Genomic DNA, 18567 nt, shown 5'->3' with positions numbered 1-18567 from the left:
GCTCATTCCTCGTATGTACGGAATGCTGACGGCCGATATTTCCGGTTGTGTCGCATTCAGCCTCCCGGTGCAGCGCCGGAACTCCCAAGGTTTGGGAATTCCAGCGTTTTCCGCTTCCCTCTAAGACCAGCGCGGTGCGCGGCAGCGAGGTGAAGCGGGTCAAGCCCCGGCGGCGGACGGTCTCGGGTTACCACTCACGTTACCGGGACGGTTCTGACAGCGACGTAACCCATTACCCGGTCCCTTGATCCCAAGGGAGCGGTTCGTGATCCCCAAGGCGAGCGCGCTCGCGCCGTGCCTGGCCAGCAGCAACTGATTGAAGGGCGGCCTCGCCGCCCAATGTTTCATACGGGCCGACGCTTGATGCGCCAGACTGTGCCGACGAAATCTGAAAGATCATTCGCGACGCTGCGGAGTGACAATCCCGCGCGTCGCAATGGTCCTGAAGCTTCCGGTTCGGCAAGGCGCGAGAGACGGCGTTTCGGCCTTCCCCTCACCCCCGAATCAGGTGGACCGTCGCGTCACCCGGCGGCGCCATACGCGCCCACGGTTTATCGCGTCCGCCGCCGCCAAGAGTTAAGACATGCCCAACAAGATGTTGATCGATGCCACCCACCCGGAAGAGACCCGGGTCGTCGTGGTCCGCGGCAATCGCGTCGAAGAGTTTGATTTCGAGACCGCGCAACGCAAGCAACTGCGCGGGAATATCTACCTCGCCAAGGTCACAAGGGTCGAACCCTCGCTCCAGGCCGCCTTCGTCGAATATGGCGGCAACCGCCACGGCTTCCTCGCCTTCAGCGAAATCCATCCCGACTACTACCAGATCCCGGTCGCCGATCGGCAGGCGCTGATCGAGGCCGAAGAGCAGGCCCATCGCGAGGCCGAGGAAGAGAGCGAGAATCGCTCGCACGGCCGCCGCCGTTCGCGCCACCGCAACGCCCGCCGCCGCGGTCATGGCGAACGCGTGCGCAGCGATATCGTCGAAGGCCTCGACGCCGGCGCCGATCCCGTCGCCCAGCCGGTCGAGGGCGCGACGCTGCCGGAGCATGCCGAGGGTGCCCTGCACGAGGGCGAGCATCTGCACGCCGACGCGGAGCGTCACGGCGAGCACGAGGGCCACGATCACGATCATGGCGAACATGATCACGATGATCATCATCATGCCCATGATGATGAGCACCATCACGCTCACGATCATGACGCCGACGGCCATGAGGGTGAGCGCGATCATCACGACCATGAGCATGCCGATGAGACGCCCGCGCCTGTCGCTGCGGTCGGCGCCGAGCCCGTGGTCGCAACCGAGACCGAACCGCAGCAGGCCCCAACGTTCGAGACTCCCGCCTCCTTCGAAGCGCACGCAGAACCTCTGGCGGAAGCCGTGACATCCGCCATCGAGCGGGCCGATCCCGTTTACGCAGCCGGTGAGAGCACTGAAGCGCCGCATGCCGATGCCCTGGAAGCGGCCGGCGAGGATGATGAAGACGAGGACGGCGAGGATGCCGAAGAGGAAGTCGTCGAATCCGTCGGCGGCGACGACGTGCTGGAGGAAGTGCCGGAGCGCACCTTCCGCCCGCGCCGTCAGTACAAGATCCAGGAAGTTATCAAGCGCCGCCAGGTGATGCTGGTGCAGGTCGTCAAGGAAGAGCGTGGCAACAAGGGCGCGGCGCTGACGACCTACCTCTCGCTCGCTGGCCGCTATGCCGTCCTGATGCCGAATACGGCGCGCGGCGGCGGCATCAGCCGCAAGATCACCAGCGCGCAGGATCGTTCGCGCCTCAAGGAAGTGGTGCAGGATCTCGACGTGCCCGAGGGCATGGGCATCATCCTGCGCACCGCAGGCGCCTCCCGCACCAAGCCCGAGATCAAGCGCGACTTCGAGTATCTGATCCGGATGTGGGAAACGGTGCGCGACCTCACGCTGAAGTCGCAGGCCCCGACCCTCGTCTATGAGGAAGGCTCGCTGATCAAGCGCTCGCTGCGCGACCTCTACAACAAGGAGATCGACGAGATCCAGGTCGCCGGCGAAGGCGGCTACCGCGAAGCGCGCGACTTCATGAAGATGCTGATGCCCGCCAATGTCAGCGCGGTGAAGCAGTATCGCGACGGCCAGCCGCTGTTCTCGCGCATGGGCGTCGAGAGCCAGCTCGATGCGATGTTCTCGCCGACCGTGCAGCTGCGCTCCGGCGGCTATATCGTGATCAACCAGACCGAGGCGCTGGTCTCGATCGACGTCAACTCGGGACGATCGACCCGCGAGCACCATATCGAGGACACCGCGCTCAAGACCAATCTGGAGGCGGCCGAAGAGGTCGCCCGCCAGCTTCGCCTGCGCGACCTCGCCGGCCTGATCGTCATCGATTTCATCGACATGGACGAGAAGCGCAACAACCGTGCGGTCGAGCGCAAGCTATCCGATTGCCTCAGGCAGGACCGCGCGCGCATCCAGGTCGGCCGCATCTCGCATTTCGGCCTCTTGGAGATGTCGCGCCAGCGCATCCGCGCCAGCGTGCTCGAGAGCTCGACCGATCCGTGCCCGCATTGCGGCGGCACCGGCCATGTCCGTTCGGTCTCCTCCGTGGCGCTGCAGCTCTTGCGCGGCCTCGAAGAGATCCTGATGAAGGGCGCGACCCACAATCTCGTGGTCCGCACCCGCACCGACGTTGCGCTCTATGTGCTGAACCACAAGCGCGGCCATCTGCGCGACCTCGAGAATGGCTTCAAGGTCACCCTGTCGGTGATCGCCGACGCAAGCGTCAGCGGCCCGCAGGCCTATGTGATCGACCGCGGCGAGCAGGTGCATACACTCGAAGCCGCCAAGGCGCTGCTTGCTGCGCAAGCCGCTGCAAGCCCGCCGCCACTGGCCGAAGAAGCCTATGACGACGAGGATGGCTTCGACCTGGAGACTGAATCCGAGGTCGAGACCGACGAGACCGAAGGTCTTGCCGACGAGCAGGCCGCAGGCGAGGCAGCCTCCGAGCAGGACGGCCAGCGCCGCAAGCGCCGTCGCCGCCGGCGCGGCCGCGGTGGCCAGCGCGAGAGTGAGTTGCGCGAGGATGCCGCCCTCGCGCTGCCCGAAGCGGCCGTGGCAGCCGGTGAAGAAGACGAGACCGAGTCCGAGCAGGACGGCGAGGAAGGCGAGGAGCAAGCAGCCCGTGGCGAGCAGCAGGGCAGCGGCGAGCGCCGGCGCCGGCGTGGTCGCCGCGGTGGACGCCGCCGTCGCGGTGGCGGCGAGGAAGGTCTCGCCGGTTCCATCAACGACGAACTCGGCACCAATCCGCCGCCGGAAGCTGCCGACGCGGTTGCCGATTTCGACGGTTTCAGCAACGAGGCTGCGCCCTCGATCGCGCAGACCGAGCACACCACCGAGCCGCAGGTCGCGCAGCCTGAGCCGCACGCCGAGCTGCAGACTGAGGCGCCGGCCCAGCCGGAGCCGGCTCCCGCCACGACCGCGACGCCAGAAGAAGAGCCCGCCGGCGACAAGGCCGCGCGGCGCCGCTCCACCGTCCGGGAAAAGGTGAGCTTCCTGCTGAACAGCCAGCCGGAGCCCGCAACGCCGGTGGCGCAAGCGACCGAACCGGTTGCTGCGCCCGTGCCGGCACCCGAATCCGCGCCGGAGGCCGCAAGCGAAACCCCGGCCGCCCCCCGCCGTGCCGGCTGGTGGTCACGCCGCTTCGGCGGCGGCGAGTAAGGGGAACAATGGAGTTGAAACCGCCCGGCCAAGCCGGGCGGTTTGATTTGGTGAGGTCAGCTTCGATGCAAAGCGCGATCGTTCTCGGCGGCGGCATGGTGGGCGTGGGTGCCGCGCTGCATCTGCAGCAACGCGGCTGGTCGGTCACGCTGGTCGATCGCAGGGAGCCGGGCCGCGAGACCAGCTACGGCAATGCCGGGATGATCCAGGCGGAAGCGGTGCGGCCCTATCCGATGCCGCGCGATCTCGCTTCGCTCTTGAAGATCGCGACCGGGCGCACCAACGACGTGCGCTACAGCCTCTCCTCCCTCCATCTCCACATCGAGCCCCTGCTCCGCTACTGGTGGCATTCGGCGCCGAAGCGGCATCGCGAGGCGATCGAGGCGTGGGCACGGCTGATCGCCTACGCAACGGCCGAGCACGACATCCTGATCCGCGAGGCGCATGCCGACAATCTCGTCCGCCGCGCCGGCTACCGGGCGCTGTACCGCGACCGCGCCTCACTGGATCTCTCGATCAAGGCTGCGGAGGAAGATCAGCGCGAATTCGGCGTGAACTTTAGCGTGCTGTCGGGGAGCGAGCTTGCCAAGGCCGAGCCGATCCTGCGCGATGATCTCCCGGGAGCCATCCATTGGCTCGACACCTGGACCGTGTCCGATCCCGGCGCGCTGGTCACAGCCTATGCCGAGTTGTTCGAGCGTCTCGGCGGCAGGATCGTGCTCGGCGATGCGCAGTCGCTGCAACAGACCGCGACCGGCTGGTTGGTCGACACCGACCAGGGGCGCATCGATGCCCCCCACGCCGTCGTGACGCTCGGGCCGTGGTCGCCCGATCTGTTGTACAAGTTCGGCTATCGCATCCCGCTGGTGCGCAAGCGCGGCTATCACATGCATTATAGCGGCGGCGCGTCGCTCGACCTGCCGCTGGTCGACAAGGCCCGTGGCTACGCCATGGGCCCGATGGCCAAGGGAATCCGCATCACCACCGGCGCGGAATTGACTGGCGCGGACGCCCTCGCGACACCGGTGCAGCTCGCCAGCGCCGAAGCCTCGGCACGCGAGCTGATCGACCTCGGCAAAGGGGTCGAGCCAGATCCGTGGTTCGGCACGAGGCCCTGCACGCCCGACATGCTGCCTGTGCTCGGCCCCGCCCCGCGCCACCCCGGCCTCTGGATGAACTTCGGCCATGGTCACCAGGGCTTTACGCTGGGCCCCGCGACCGGACGCCTGCTCGCGGAGATGATGAGCGGCGAGACGCCGGCGGTCGATCCGACGCCATACCGGCCCGAGCGGTTCTAAAGCGCGATAGCTTTAGGTTGAATCGATTGCCGCGGCTCGTTCACCTCTCCCGCTTGCGAGAGAGGTCGGCGCGAAGCGCCGGGTGAGGGCTGTCTCCTCTAGGGGATTGTCCCATTGCGGAAACACCCTCTCCCGCAAGCGGGAGAGGGTGCGCACCTCCGTCGTTGCAGCGATCAAGCCTCATCGCGCATTAGCCTCAAAGAAAAAGGGCTGATCGAGGATCTCGACCAACCCTGTTGCTTCAAGATCTGACAGCGCGTTGCGCTGTCAGATCTTGATCAGTCCGTGGTGATCGCCGTCTCCATGTCGGTCGGATCGATCTGCTTGGTGAGGTTGGTGTTGAGCTTGTCGCGGTCGAGCTCGCCTTCCCACCAGGCGACGATCACGCAGGCGACGCCGTTGCCGCACAGATTGGTCAGCGCGCGGCACTCGCTCATGAACTTGTCGATGCCGAGCACGATCGCCATGCCCGGCACGAGGCGCGGGTCGACCACCGCGAGCGTCGCCGCGAGCGTGATGAAGCCCGCGCCGGTGATGCCGGAGGCGCCCTTCGAGGTCAGCATCGCCACCACCAGGATGGTCATCTGCTGGCCGAAGGAGAGATCGACGCCGAGCGCCTGCGCGATGAACAACGTCGCCAGCGTCATGTAGATGTTGGTGCCGTCGAGGTTGAACGAGTAGCCCGTGGGCACGACGAGGCCGACCACCGACTTGGAGCAGCCGAGCCGCTCCAGCTTCTCCATCAAGGACGGCAGCGCGCTTTCCGACGACGAGGTGCCGAGCACGATCAGCAGCTCGTCCTTGATATAGGCGAGGAACTTGAAGATCGAGAACCCCGCCATGCGCGCGATGAGGCCGAGCACGACGAACACGAACAGCGCAGCCGTGACGTAGAACGTCGCGATCAAGCCGAGCAGATTGAGGATCGCGCCGGTGCCGAACTTGCCGATCGTATAAGCCATCGCACCGAACGCGCCGATCGGCGCCGCGCGCATCACGATCGAGATGACGCCGAACACCGCGTGCGCGGCGTCGTCGATGAAGCTGCGGATGGTGTGGCCACGCTCACCGAGGCTCATCAAGGCAAAGCCGAACAGCACCGCGAACAGCAACACCTGAAGGATCTCACCTTGCGCGAAGGCGCCGACCACGGTGTCCGGAATGATGTGCAGCACGAAGTCGACGGACTTCTGCGCCTTGGCCTGGTCCGCAAACTTGGAAACCGCCTCCGCACTTGCCGCCGCATTGCCGAAGCCGGAGCCCGGCTTGACGAGATTGCCGACAATGAGGCCGATCACCAGCGCGAAGGTGGAGACGACCTCGAAATAGACCAGCGCCTTGACGCCGATGCGGCCGACCTTCTTGGCGTCCTGGATGTGCGCGATGCCGGAGACGACGGTGCAGAAGATGATCGGGGCGATCACCATCTTGATCAGCTTGATGAAGCCGTCGCCGAGCGCCTTGATCCACTCGTTGGTAGCGAGCGAGGGCCACAGCCAGCCGACGATGGCGCCGAGCACGATGGCGATCAGCACCTGGACGTAGAGGACTTTGTACCACGGCTTGGCGACAGGCGGCGCGACCGGCGCCCCCGCCATCGTTGTCGTCGTCATCGGTTTCACTCCCCCTCAAAACACTGGGCCAGCCAAGATCAACTTGGCCGGCCCTGTCAATTGGAACTGCGCGCGATGGCGCGTTTTACCCGCGACGCTCGACAATCCGGCGGGCCGCCGGCATCAGGGTCGCGCCGAGCGCATTCTTGACCAGTGAGGCCGCAATGAACGGAACGATGCCGACCTGCCAGGCCTTTGCGGCGCCGAGACCAAGGCCGAATGCCAGCCAGCCGAACCCGGTCGCGAGAATGACGATGTGGCCCACAGCCATCGCCGCAAACAGCAGCGTCACGTTGCGATCCCAGCCGCGCTCGGCGAGCCAGCCGGTCATCAATGCGGCCAGCACGAAGCCGAAGAGATAGCCCGCGGTCGGGCCGACCAGCGGTGCGATCCCACCCACGGGACCGGCGAACACCGGCAGCCCGATCGCGCCCTCCGCGAGGTAAGCGATCATGGTTGCGCTGCCAAGGCGCCAGCCATAGGCAGCGCCGATCATCAGCACCACCAGCGTCTGCAGCGTCATCGGCACATAAGGCAGCGGCAAGTTCACCTTGGCTGACAGCGCCATCAACGCTGTGCCGAGCGCGATCAGCACGAAGGCGCGAAAGCCGCCGACGGCTTCGCCCGGCCGGGTCGGCCACATCAACGCGGCGAGAGAAGAATGTGGGGCGGCGGCGGACGGTACGGAACGGTCTGACAAGTTGAACTCCGGAAGGCTATCGAAAACTGGCGGCTATTTAAGCCAGTGAGCGATCCGGTCAACTGCCTCCCGCATCTCATCGAGCGAGCGGGCATAGGAAAACCGTATGAATGAACGGCCATGGATCGGATCGAAATCGAGGCCTGGCGTTGCCGCAACATGCGCCTGCTCCAGCATCTGCTTGGCGAACTCGAAACTGTCGGAGGTGAAGTCCGAGACGTCGGCATAGAGATAAAATGCACCATCGGCCGGCAGAAACTTGGCAAGGCCCGCTTTCGGCAATCCCTCGATCAAGATGCGCCGGTTTTCCTGGTAGCCGTGCTTGATCTCCTCCATCTCGGCCGCGCCGTCGAAGGCAGCCTCTGCCGCGATCTGCGACAGCGACGGCACCGAGATCGAGAGGTTCTGCTGCAGCCGCTCGATCGGCCGCACCAGGATCTCGGGCACGACCATCCAGCCGACGCGCCAGCCCGTCATGCAAAAATACTTCGAGAACGAGTTGATCACGACTGCGTGCTCGGAGAGCGCGGCCGCGGTGACCGCCGGAAACGCATAATCGAGCCCGTGATAGATCTCGTCCGAGATGAAGCGGATGCCTGCGTCTTCCGCGGCTGCAATGAGGCCGGCGAGCGCTTCGCGGGACATCATCGTGCCCGTCGGATTGGCGGGGCTGCCGACCAGCACGCCCTTCAGCGGCCCCTTGCGATGGGCGGCGAGCAGCGCCTCGCCGGTCAGCGCATGGCGCGTGTCATTGGTGGTCTCGATCAGCACCGGCTCGCAACCGAGCGCGGTGAGGATGTGGCGATAAGGCGGATAGCCCGGCACCGTCACGGCGACGCGGTCGCCCGGCTCGAACATCGACAGGAAGGCCAGGATGAATCCGCCGGAGGAGCCGGTCGTCACCACGATCCGCTCAGGGCTGACGTCGCAACCATGGGCATCGCGATAATGGCGCGCGATGCGCGCGCGCAAACTGGGGATGCCAAGCGCGGAGGTATAATCGATACGCCCGGCCTCGAGCGCGGCATGGGCGGCCACAATCGCGGTCTTGGGCGCGCCGGCCGCGGGCTGGCCGACCTCCATGTGGATGACATGACCACCTGCGGCCTCGATTCGGGCCGCCGCGGCCATGACGTCCATCACCATGAACGGGGGAACATCGCTGCGGCGGGAGGGCTCAAGCCACTGCCCCAACCGGTTCCTCAATGTCGCATCGTGCATCGATTTCTGCTATTCGCTGGCGGACCGATCCGTCCGGTCCTCAAGAACGGGGCGCTTGCGCCCCAGACTGGCCGCATTGTACGGCTCATAAAGGGCACGGCTTACAAGGGCATATCGCGTATCCGGTCCGCCGCCAATCGCCAAAACCAATCACGAAACTGCTTGACCAAGACCGTTTGACCCAGACCGCTCGATGTTGCTCCAGATCGCATTGCGCCAGAAGGCCTCCGCCCTCACCGCCCTCGTCACGGCCACGGCGATCGCGCTGACGCCGTTCTCGGCCGCGCGGGCACAGGCCAAGGGGCCGCCGGTCCTGCGCGATACCGAGACCGAGCAGCTGCTGCGCGAATACACGCGCCCGATCCTCCGCGTCGCGGGCCTGGAGAAGCAGAACATCCAGATGGTGATCATCAACGACGGCTCGTTCAACGCATTCGTCGCGGACGGCCGCCGCATCTTCGTCAATTGGGGTGCGATCCTCCAGTCGGAAACGCCGAACCAGATCATCGGCGTGCTCGCGCACGAGACCGGGCATCTGGCAGGCGGCCATCTGTCCAAGCTGCGCGAGCAGCTCGCCACGGCTCAGACTCAGATGATCATCGCGATGCTGCTCGGCGCCGGCGCGATCGCGGCCGGCAGCACCCGCAGCTCGAGCGCCGGCAACAATGGTCTGGCCAATGCCGGCGCGGCCGCGATCGCTGCGCCGCAGGAGATGATCCGCCGTACGCTGTTGTCCTACCAGCGCCAGCAGGAGGAGAACGCCGACCGCGCCGGCGTGAAATTCCTGACTGCGACCCAGCAATCGCCGAAGGGCATGTACGAGACCTTCAAGCGCTTCACCAGCGAGAGCCTGTTCGCTTCGCGCGGCGCCGATCCCTATCTCCAGTCGCATCCGATGCCGGCCGAGCGCGTCGCCGCGCTTCAGGAATTCGCCGGCTCCAGCCCTTATTGGAACAAGAAGGACGATCCCGCGCTTCAGCTCCGGCACGACATGGTCCGCGCCAAGATCTCCGCCTTCATGGAGCGGCCGGAGACGGTGTACCGCCGCTATCCCCAAACCAACGACAGCCTGCCGGCGCGCTATGCCCGCGCGATCAGCACCTATCTGCATGGCGATTTGCGAAGCGCGCTCTCCCAGATCGACGCGCTGATCCAGGTTCAGCCGAACAACCCGTACTTCTACGAGGTGCGCGGTCAGGCGCTCTTGGAAAGCGGCAAGCCGGCCGAAGCGGTCGCTCCCCTGCGCAAGGCCGCCGCACTCTCGAACAACGCCCCCCTCATCGAGATGTTACTTGGGCAGGCTCTGGTTGGAACCGATAATAAAGCCTACACGGACGAAGCCGTTCGGATTCTCCGCGCTGCGGTGGCGCGAGAGCCCGAGGCGGCGCTCGGCTATACCCAGCTCGCGATGGCCTACGGCCGGAAGGGAGACTATGCCGAGGCAGATCTCGCCTCGGCCCAGGCCGCTTACCTGCGCGGCGACAACAAGACCGCCCGCGAGCTTGCTACGCGCGCGAAAACCCGTTTCGCCGTCGGCACACCCGGATGGGTCAAGGCCGACGACATCGTGGCGGCGAAGCCGCCGCGCAACTGACGCAACTCGAACGACGCCCGATACCACGACGTCACGACACCGAGCTCAAGTCCACCGGGACGTTTCTCGAAACCTGCTTTGAATAAGAGGATTTGCTATGCCTTCGCTGCGCCTGCTTGCTCCTGCATTGTTTGCGCTCGCCATGCTCGGCGCAGCCGTGCCCGCCGCGGCCGACGGTTTCTCCGATAGCCAGCGCACCGACATCGAGGCGATCATCAAGAACTATCTCGTCAGCCACCCCGAGGTGCTCGAGGAGGCCATGGCCGAGCTCAGCAAGCGCCAGGCCGCGGCCGAAACGCAGAAGCACGAGGCCAGCATCGCACAGAACGCTGACGCGATCTTCAACTCGCCGCGCCAGGTCGTGCTCGGCAACAAGGACGGCGACGTCACTTTCGTCGAGTTCTTCGACTACAATTGCGGCTACTGCAAACGCGCCATGGGCGACATGCTCGATCTCATGAAGAGCGATCCGAAGCTGAAGGTCGTGCTGAAGGAGTTTCCGGTGCTGAGCCAGGGGTCGGTCGAAGCGGCCCAGGTCGCAGTCGCCGTGCGCATGCAGGACCCCTCCGGCAAGAAATATCTCGACTTCCACCAGAAGCTGCTCGGCGGCCGCGGCGCCGCCGACAAGGCCCGCGCGATTCAGGCGGCGAAGGAGGCCGGCCTCGACACCGCGAGAATCGAGAAGGACATCGCCAGCCCCGAAGTGCGCGCCACCATCGAGGAGAACTTCAAGCTTGCCGAGGCGATGGGCATGAACGGCACGCCGAGCTACGTGATCGGCAAGCAGATCGTGATCGGCGCTGTCGGCGTCGAAAGCCTCAGGGAAAAGATCGGCATTGCCCGCTGCGGCAAGGCGACCTGCTGAGCGACACGACATTACGTTGAAAGAGGCCGGCCCACAGCCGGCTTCTTTTTTGCGCGGTTCGGACCGTCGCGGTTTGTCGCGGTCGGGGCGGGACCGTTCATCCGGCGTTCAACAAACAAAGCTCGTCGGAACCTCCTGGATTTCGGAACGACCGCGCTCTCCTTTCGTTGTCGGCGCGGGCAATGACGCAAAGAAATCACGTGAGGAGAGGTTCAAATGACTAATCGCTTTTTGGTCTCGGTTGCAGCCTTGGCGCTGATCGCCGGCACCGGTTTCGCCAATGCGCAAGGAACCGGAACCAAGGACTACGGGAGTGGCCAGCAGACCCAGCACAGCACGCAGCCTTCTGGCGAGCGCAGCGGCTCCATGGGCAAGCAAGAGTCCATGGACAAGCAAGATAAGCATGACAAGGGAACGGTCGGTCAGGCCGGCGGCATGAAGGATCAGCCGAGCGCTCAGGACAAGTCGACTCAGTCCGACAAGATGAACAAGGACCAGCCGGGTGCGACGCGTGAGAAGTCGACGCAGTCGGAGAAGTCGTCGACGGTCGGCCAGAGCCCGCGGAGCGACGAGAAGACCAAGGGTAGCATGAGCAAGGAAACCGAGACCAAGGGTAGCAAGGACATGAAGGCCCAAGGTCAGCAAGGTCAGGAAGACCGCAGCGGTATGAATGCGCCTGGCCACCAGGGTTCCCAGAGCCAGACCCAGACCCAGACCGGGACCGAGCGGTCGCAGACGACGACCGGCCAGGCTGGCGCGGCCGCCAAGCTCTCGACCGAGCAGCGCACGCAGATCACCTCGGTGATCCGCGAGGAGAAGGTGGCGCCCGTGACCAATGTGAACTTCAACATTTCGGTCGGCACCCGCATCCCGCGTGAGGGCATTACCCTTCACGCCCTGCCGTCCCGGGTCGTGACGATCTATCCGGAATGGCGGAGCTATAAGTACATTCTGGTCAAGGAAGAAATCGTGATCATCAATCCGGACACCTACGAGATCGTGGCGGTCCTGAACGTCTAAGGCCGGATGACGGCAACCTCTTGGGGCGGGCAGCGATGCCCGCCCCTTTTGCATGCGGCCGGCGGCCATGCTTCGGACTGGTTAACAAGCAATTTCCGTAGTTTCCGCACAGGTTTTTGCGCACTGGATGAGGTGCTTGACCCCTCCCCTGAGGCCCTTCAAGGCTTCCCCTCACGCGCTTTGTTACCTATAACCCCCGCCACGCCGAAGCACCTCGTCCGGGATTGGAATGGCCGAACCTGCAACCGACACGATCCTCGTCCTGAACGGGCCGAACCTCAACATGCTGGGGACGCGCGAGCCCGAAAAGTATGGCCACGCGACGCTGGCTGACGTCGAGGCGCTGTGCCGCGAGACGGCGGCGACCTTCGGTCTCAAGGCCGACTGCCGGCAGTCCAACCGCGAAGGCGAGCTGATCGATTTCATCCACGAGGCGCATCGGCGCAAGATGAAGGGCATCATCATCAATGCCGGCGGCTATTCCCACACCTCGATCGCGCTGCACGACGCGCTGCTCGCGGTGCAGATCCCCACGGTCGAGGTGCATGTCACCAACATCCACGCCCGCGAGAGTTTTCGTCACCATTCCTACACCGCGCGCGCGGTCTTCGCCTCGCTCTGCGGTTTCGGCATCGAGGGCTACCGCCTCGCCATCCAGGGCCTTGCCGCCAAGCTCGGCATCAAGCCCAACGCCTGACGCCCCCTTCCAACAGAACATTCGGATCAAACAGCATGGCGCGCCAGCCAGACGACAAAGCAGCCGCAAAGTTTTCCAGCGAGGATTCCGCACTCGTTCGCGAGCTTGCCTTGCTGCTCGATGAGACCAGCCTCACCGAGATCGAGATCGAACGGGCCGGCCTGCGCCTGCGCGTCGCGCGCAACATCAGCGTTGCCGCGACCATGCCGATGCCGGTCGCAGCCGCTCCCGCCGCCCTGCCGGTGGCAGCAAGCGCCGCCGCGCCCGCCGCTGCTGCGGCCGACCTGTCGAAGCATCCGGGCGCCGTGACCTCGCCGATGGTCGGCACCGCCTATTGGGCGCCGGAGCCGGGCGCCAAGCCGTTCATCGACGTCGGCACCAAGGTCTCGGTCGGCCAGACGCTGCTGATCATCGAAGCCATGAAGACGATGAACCAGATCCCCTCGCCGCGCGCCGGCACGGTGACGCAGATCCTCGTCGAGGACGGCCAGCCGGTCGAATACGGCGAGCCGCTGGTCATCATCGAATAACGGCCCGGGGGCGGTGAGCCGCCCTCGCCGCTTCCGCGCGCCAGTCCCTAAAGGACACCATGTTCGACAAGATCCTCATAGCCAATCGCGGCGAGATCGCCCTTCGCATCCTCAGAGCCTGCAAGGAGCTCGGGATCGCGACCGTCGCCGTGCACTCGACTGCCGACGCCGACGCCATGCATGTGCGGCTGTCGGACGAGAGTGTGTGCATCGGACCGCCGGCGTCCAAGGACAGCTATCTCAACGTGCCCGCGCTGCTCGCGGCCTGCGAGATCACCGGCGCCGATGCGGTGCATCCCGGCTACGGCTTTCTCTCCGAGAACGCGCGCTTTGCGGAAATCCTCGCCGAGCACAATCTGCACTTCATCGGTCCCAAAGCCGAGCACATCCGCCTGATGGGCGACAAGATCGAGGCCAAGAAGACCGCCAAGAGGCTCGGGATCCCCGTGGTGCCGGGCTCTGATGGTGCGGTTGGCCCCGATGACGACGCGATGGCGATCGCGAAGAAAATCGGCTTCCCGGTGCTGGTGAAGGCGGCGGCTGGCGGTGGCGGCCGCGGCATGAAGGTCGCGCACAGCGAGGCCGACCTGCAGCTGGCGCTGTCGACGGCGGCCAACGAGGCCAAATCCGCTTTTGGCGATGCTTCCGTCTACCTGGAAAAATACCTCCAGAAGCCGCGTCACATCGAGATCCAGATCCTCGGCGACGGCCGCGGCGGCGCCATTCATCTCGGCGAACGCGACTGCTCGCTGCAACGCCGCCACCAGAAGGTCTGGGAAGAAGGCCCTTCGCCCGTCCTCGCCGCGGCCGCGCGGGCCAAGATCGGCGAGACCTGCGCGAAAGCGATGCGCGAGATGAAATATCTCGGCGTCGGCACCATCGAGTTCCTGTACGAGGACGGCGAGTTCTATTTCATCGAGATGAACACCCGCATCCAGGTGGAGCATCCCGTCACCGAGAGCATCACCGATATCGACCTCGTGCTGGAGCAGATCCGCATCGCCGCCGGCGGCGACCTGCCGGCCAAGCAGGACGAGGTTCAGGTCATCGGCCACGCGATCGAGTGCCGCATCAACGCCGAGAATCCGCAGACCTTCCGCCCCTCGCCCGGCCGGATCCTGCAATATCACCCGCCCGGCGGCCTCGGCGTCCGGATCGATTCCGCCGTCTACCAGGGTTACACGATCCCGCCCTATTACGATTCGCTCGTCGGCAAGCTGATCGTGCACGGCAAGACCCGCGCCGAATGCCTGATGCGGCTGCGCCGGGCGCTGGATGAGATGGTGGTCGAAGGTATCGAGACCACGCTGCCGCTGTTCCGTGCGTTGGTGCGCGAAGACGGCATCATCGACGGCGACTACCACATCCACTGGCTGGAACAATATCTCGCCGGCAAGACGGAACCCAGCCCGAGATAATCTTGCTCCTTATGGAACCCTTTGGCCCCGATCGCGTTCTCGGCGGGACCAGTTCCAAGGGGGCGTTTTGAACTCCACTGAACATCGACAGGTAGATCGTCGTGAGGGCTGAAGCCCACCGACGGCGCGCGTTTTGGCAGATCCTGCTGCTTTCGGCGGGCCTTTTGGTGCTGACCGTAATCAGCGCCGGCTCCGTCTACCTCGTCAACAAGGCCCGGGAAGACAGCAAATGGGTGCTTCACACCATCGAGGTGGAGAGCCAGATCAACGCCCTGCTGCTCGAGGTCCGGCACGCCGAGAGCAGCGCTCGCGGCTTTCTCCTGACGCAGGGGCCGGATTTCCTGTCCGATCATGAGAAGGCCGTCGCGGCAATCATTCCGGCGCTCGACAAGCTCACGCGCCAGATCAGCGACGATCCGGCGCAGCGCGAGAACATTGAAAAGCTGAGAGCAGCAATCGAGACCCGGCTCGACCAGTTCTCGCGCGAGATGACCTTCGTGAAGCAGGGTCAACCCGACAGGGCCGCGGCGCTGATCCGCGAGGCCGCCGCCGGCAACACCACGACCACGATCAGCAACATGGCCAACGCCATGATCCGCGAGGAGGAACGGTTATTCCGGCTCCGAACAGCAAATTCCGACCGCAGCCAGACCCTCTCCGCGTCGATGACCGGCATCGGCTCCGGCCTCGTGGTGTTGCTGGCGATGATCTCGATCTGGCTGGTGCGGCGCTCGGCGCGCGTCCGCGACGAGGCTGAATCCCGCCTGCGCGATGCCAACGTCAATCTGGAAGCCGTCGTCGACGAGCGCACGGCGGACCTGCGCGAAGCCAACGACGAGATCCAGCGCTTTGCCTATATCGTCAGCCACGATCTGCGCTCGCCGCTCGTCAACATCATGGGCTTCACCAGCGAGCTCGAGGAGCTCGGCGACGATATCTTCCGCCGGATCGGCGATCTCACCCACGTCTCCGCCGACGGGGCGCCACTGGCGCCCGGCACTCCCGGCGAGATCGCGCTCGAAGGCGCCGACAAACAGCTCTCAGAGGATTTCTCCGAAGCGCTCGGCTTCATCAAGACGTCGATCGCCAAGATGGACCGGCTGATCTCGGCCATCCTCAACCTCACGCGCGAAGGCCGGCGCGAATTCCAGCCGGTGAAGATCGACACGCGCGAGCTGATCGACGCCATCGTCTCGACGCTGGCGCACCAGGCGGTCGAGGCGCAGGCCGAGATTCACCTCGAGCCTCTGCCGAACCTCGTGAGCGACCGTCTCGCCCTCGAGCAGATCTTCTCCAATCTGATCGACAACGCGATCAAATATCTCAAGCCCGGCGCGCCCGGCGAGATCAGAATCCGCGGGCGGACCAAGCTCGGCTACGCTATCTTCGAGATCAGCGACAACGGCCGCGGGATCGATCCGAAGGACCACCAGCGAATATTCGACCTGTTCCGCCGCGCGGGAACCCAGGACAAGCCCGGCCAGGGCATCGGTCTTGCGCATGTGCGCGCACTTGTGCGTCGCCTCGGCGGCACCATGTCGGTATCATCGGAACTGAATGCGGGCAGTACCTTCACGATCACGCTGCCGATCGCCTGGAACGTGAGCAACCGGAACGCAGATCGATGACGCAGCCTGTCACCATCATCATGATCGAGGACGACGAGGGCCACGCCCGCCTGATCGAGCGCAACATCAGAAGGTCCGGCGTCAACAACGAGATCGTCGCGTTCGCCAACGGCAACGACGCCATGCGGCACTTGTTCGGCGCCGACGGCAGCGGGCTCGTGCAGAAGGGCAATGCGCTCTTGATCCTGCTCGATCTCAACCTGCCCGACATGACCGGGATCGACATCCTGAGGCAGATCAAGGAAAACAAATACCTGAAGGCCTCGCCCGTGGTGGTGCTGACCACCACCGACGATTCCCAGGAAATCAAGCGCTGCTACGAGCTCGGCTGCAACGTCTACATCACCAAGCCCGTCAACTACGAGAATTTCGCCAATGCCATCCGGCAGCTCGGGCTGTTCTTCTCGGTCATCCAGGTCCCGCCCGCCGCCACATGAACCAGCGCACGCCGACACTGCTCTACATCGACGACGACGACGCGCTGGCGCGCCTGGTCGATCGCGGCCTGACGCGGCGCGGCTACAGGGTCGTCCATGCCGCAAGCGGCGAGGAAGGTCTCGAGCGCATCCGCCGCGCCGGCGCCGAAGGCGGCATCGATGTGGTGGCACTCGATCAGTACATGCCGGGCCTCGACGGGCTGGAGACGCTTGAGCAGATCATGGCGATCCCGGACGCGCCGCCGGTCGTGTTCGTCACCGCATCGCAGGATTCCAGCATTGCGGTGACCGCGCTCAAGGCGGGGGCGGCCGACTATCTGGTGAAGGACGTCCAGGGCGACTTCATCCCGCTCCTCCACGTCGCCGCCGAAGGCGCGCTGCGCCAGGCCGAGTTGCAGCGGGCGCGCGATGAAGCCGAAGCCGAGATCCACGCCTCGCGCGACCGCTACGCGGCCCTCGCCGCCGAACGCGAGCTCTTGCTGCGCGAGGTCAACCACCGTGTCGGCAATTCGCTCCAGATCATCGCCTCGCTGCTGCACCTTCAGGCAAGCTCCGCCGCACAGGAGGAGGTCAAGGCAGCGCTGACCAATGCGATGGGCCGCGTCGCTGCGGTCGCGCAGGTGCACCGGCGCCTCTACACCTCGCAGGACCTGAAGAGCGTGGTCCTCAATCAGTATCTGGACTCGCTGCTCGAGGATCTCCGCCGCTCTGCCGAAGGCAACCGGATGTCGCGCCTGACGCTGAAGGCCGAGCCGATCGAGATCGATCCGGACCGTGCGGTCGCCGTCGGCATCATCGTCAACGAGCTGGTCATGAACGCGGTGAAATACGCCTATCCCGACGGCGCCGGCCCGATCCATGTCGAGCTGATCTCGCAAGGCGACGATCTCCTGCTCTCGATCACCGACAATGGCGTCGGCGACAACGTCAAGGCCGATCCGCGCTCCACCGGCATGGGTCAGCGCATTGTCGCGGCCATGGCGTCAAAGCTCGACGCCACGGTCGAGCGCGATCCCGCGCATTCCGGAACCCGGATCGTGCTGAAGTTCGGCCGCATGCCCGCAAGTGTCGGCAAGACCAGCACCGCCGCCGCGAGCTGACATCGCGCCCGGCCGCGCCCCCCATCGCAACCGCAATGCGATCCTGCTATGGTGGCAAGCCATGACTTCGCGCGACTCCGCCCCATCTGAAATCACCCCGGCCGTGCTGCTGCGCGCCTATGCCTGCGGCATCTTCCCGATGGCGGAGAGCGCCGACGATCCGACCCTGTTCTGGGTCGAGCCGGAGCTGCGCGGCGTCATCCCGCTCGACGGCTTCCGCGTCGCCTCGCGACTGGCGCGCACCGTGCGGTCGGACACGTTCCGCGTCACCGTCAACACCGCGTTCAAGGCGACCATCGCCGGCTGCGCGGCGCCGCAAGTAGGACGCGAGGACACCTGGATCAACAAGCGCATCCGCGACCTCTATGGCGGCCTGCACGAGCTCGGCCATTGCCACAGCGTCGAAGCCTGGCAGGGCGACGACCTCGTCGGCGGGCTCTACGGCGTCAGCCTTGGACGGGCCTTCTTCGGCGAGAGCATGTTCCACACCGCGCGCGATGCTTCGAAGGTCGCGCTGGTGCATCTGGTGGCGCGGCTCATCCATGGCGGCTTCGAGCTGCTCGACACCCAATATGTCACCGAGCACCTGAAGAGTTTTGGCGCGGTCGAGATTTCGCGGCGACGCTATACGGCGCTGCTCGACAAGGCGCTCGCCGGCGAGCCCGGCGATTTCCTGAAGCTCTCCGCCGGCGAAGCGATCCCCGGCGCACGCGCGCTCGAGATCATCGCCTCGCGACAGTAGAAGCTAAAACGCG

The 18567-nt window shown here is 65.3% G+C and carries 15 protein-coding genes; 12 read left to right on the top strand and 3 right to left on the bottom strand.

The annotated features are described in order from the left end of the window. The first annotated feature begins 583 nt into the window (after positions 1–583). Positions 584–3691 carry an Rne/Rng family ribonuclease gene (locus tag YU9_RS0107535; protein WP_027572250.1) on the top strand — a complete coding sequence of 1036 codons (3108 nt, stop codon included), beginning with the start codon at positions 584–586 and terminating at the stop codon, positions 3689–3691. A gap of 65 nt (positions 3692–3756) precedes the next feature. Further along, complete coding sequence (locus YU9_RS0107530; RefSeq protein WP_027572249.1) at positions 3757–4989, top strand: FAD-binding oxidoreductase; 1233 nt, start codon at positions 3757–3759, stop codon at positions 4987–4989. 278 nt (positions 4990–5267) lie between these two features. Here the strand turns inward: YU9_RS0107530 and YU9_RS0107525 are convergent, their stop codons facing one another. The 3 genes from YU9_RS0107525 to YU9_RS0107515 form a co-directional block, all read right to left on the bottom strand. Next, positions 5268–6602 carry a dicarboxylate/amino acid:cation symporter gene (locus YU9_RS0107525; protein WP_027572248.1) on the bottom strand — a complete coding sequence of 445 codons (1335 nt, stop codon included), beginning with the start codon at positions 6600–6602 and terminating at the stop codon, positions 5268–5270. A gap of 85 nt (positions 6603–6687) precedes the next feature. Then, positions 6688–7245 (bottom strand): biotin transporter BioY, encoded by a 558-nt coding sequence (locus tag YU9_RS0107520; RefSeq protein WP_027572247.1) that lies wholly within the window; start codon positions 7243–7245, stop codon positions 6688–6690. Between the two features lie 90 nt (positions 7246–7335). Further along, the gene (locus YU9_RS0107515; protein WP_027572246.1) at positions 7336–8523 is read right to left on the bottom strand and encodes a pyridoxal phosphate-dependent aminotransferase; all 1188 of its coding nucleotides are present in this window, start codon (positions 8521–8523) and stop codon (positions 7336–7338) included. Positions 8524–8716: 193 nt separating this feature from the next. Here YU9_RS0107515 and YU9_RS0107510 point away from each other — a divergent pair, with 193 nt between their 5' ends. The 10 genes from YU9_RS0107510 (at position 8717) to aat (ending at position 18554) form a co-directional block, all read left to right on the top strand. Next, positions 8717–10117: a M48 family metalloprotease gene (locus tag YU9_RS0107510; protein ID WP_027572245.1), complete on the top strand. Its 1401-nt coding sequence runs from the start codon at positions 8717–8719 to the stop codon at positions 10115–10117. A 97-nt stretch (positions 10118–10214) separates the two neighbouring features. Further along, positions 10215–10982 (top strand): DsbA family protein, encoded by a 768-nt coding sequence (locus YU9_RS0107505; protein WP_027572244.1) that lies wholly within the window; start codon positions 10215–10217, stop codon positions 10980–10982. A gap of 216 nt (positions 10983–11198) precedes the next feature. After that, the gene (locus YU9_RS0107500) at positions 11199–12002 is read left to right on the top strand and encodes a DUF1236 domain-containing protein (RefSeq protein ID WP_027572243.1); all 804 of its coding nucleotides are present in this window, start codon (positions 11199–11201) and stop codon (positions 12000–12002) included. Between the two features lie 229 nt (positions 12003–12231). After that, on the top strand, positions 12232–12699 hold the full coding sequence (gene aroQ, locus YU9_RS0107495) for a type II 3-dehydroquinate dehydratase (protein WP_027572242.1): 468 nt from the start codon (positions 12232–12234) through the stop codon (positions 12697–12699). 35 nt (positions 12700–12734) lie between these two features. Continuing rightward, positions 12735–13229, top strand: a complete 495-nt coding sequence (gene accB / locus YU9_RS0107490; protein WP_027572241.1) for an acetyl-CoA carboxylase biotin carboxyl carrier protein — start codon at positions 12735–12737, stop codon at positions 13227–13229. Between the two features lie 59 nt (positions 13230–13288). Then, a complete protein-coding gene (gene accC / locus YU9_RS0107485) occupies positions 13289–14647 on the top strand; it encodes an acetyl-CoA carboxylase biotin carboxylase subunit (RefSeq protein ID WP_027572240.1) in 1359 nt (452 codons plus the stop codon). A 101-nt stretch (positions 14648–14748) separates the two neighbouring features. Continuing rightward, a complete protein-coding gene (locus YU9_RS0107480) occupies positions 14749–16275 on the top strand; it encodes a CHASE3 domain-containing protein (protein ID WP_027572239.1) in 1527 nt (508 codons plus the stop codon). Continuing rightward, positions 16272–16712, top strand: coding sequence for a response regulator (locus YU9_RS0107475; RefSeq protein ID WP_027572238.1), 441 nt, complete (start codon positions 16272–16274; stop codon positions 16710–16712). Before YU9_RS0107480 ends, YU9_RS0107475 begins: the two co-directional genes overlap by 4 nt. Further along, complete coding sequence (locus YU9_RS0107470; RefSeq protein WP_027572237.1) at positions 16709–17812, top strand: sensor histidine kinase; 1104 nt, start codon at positions 16709–16711, stop codon at positions 17810–17812. The genes YU9_RS0107475 and YU9_RS0107470 overlap by 4 nt, the downstream gene beginning before the upstream one ends. Before the next feature lie 61 nt (positions 17813–17873). Beyond that, entirely contained in the window at positions 17874–18554 is a 681-nt protein-coding gene (gene aat / locus YU9_RS0107465; protein ID WP_027572236.1) for a leucyl/phenylalanyl-tRNA--protein transferase, read from the top strand. Positions 18555–18567: the final 13 nt, after the last annotated feature.

Source organism: Bradyrhizobium sp. WSM1743 (assembly GCF_000473065.1).
Lineage (GTDB): Bacteria > Pseudomonadota > Alphaproteobacteria > Rhizobiales > Xanthobacteraceae > Bradyrhizobium.
This window is presented reverse-complemented; position numbering and strand designations above follow the sequence as displayed.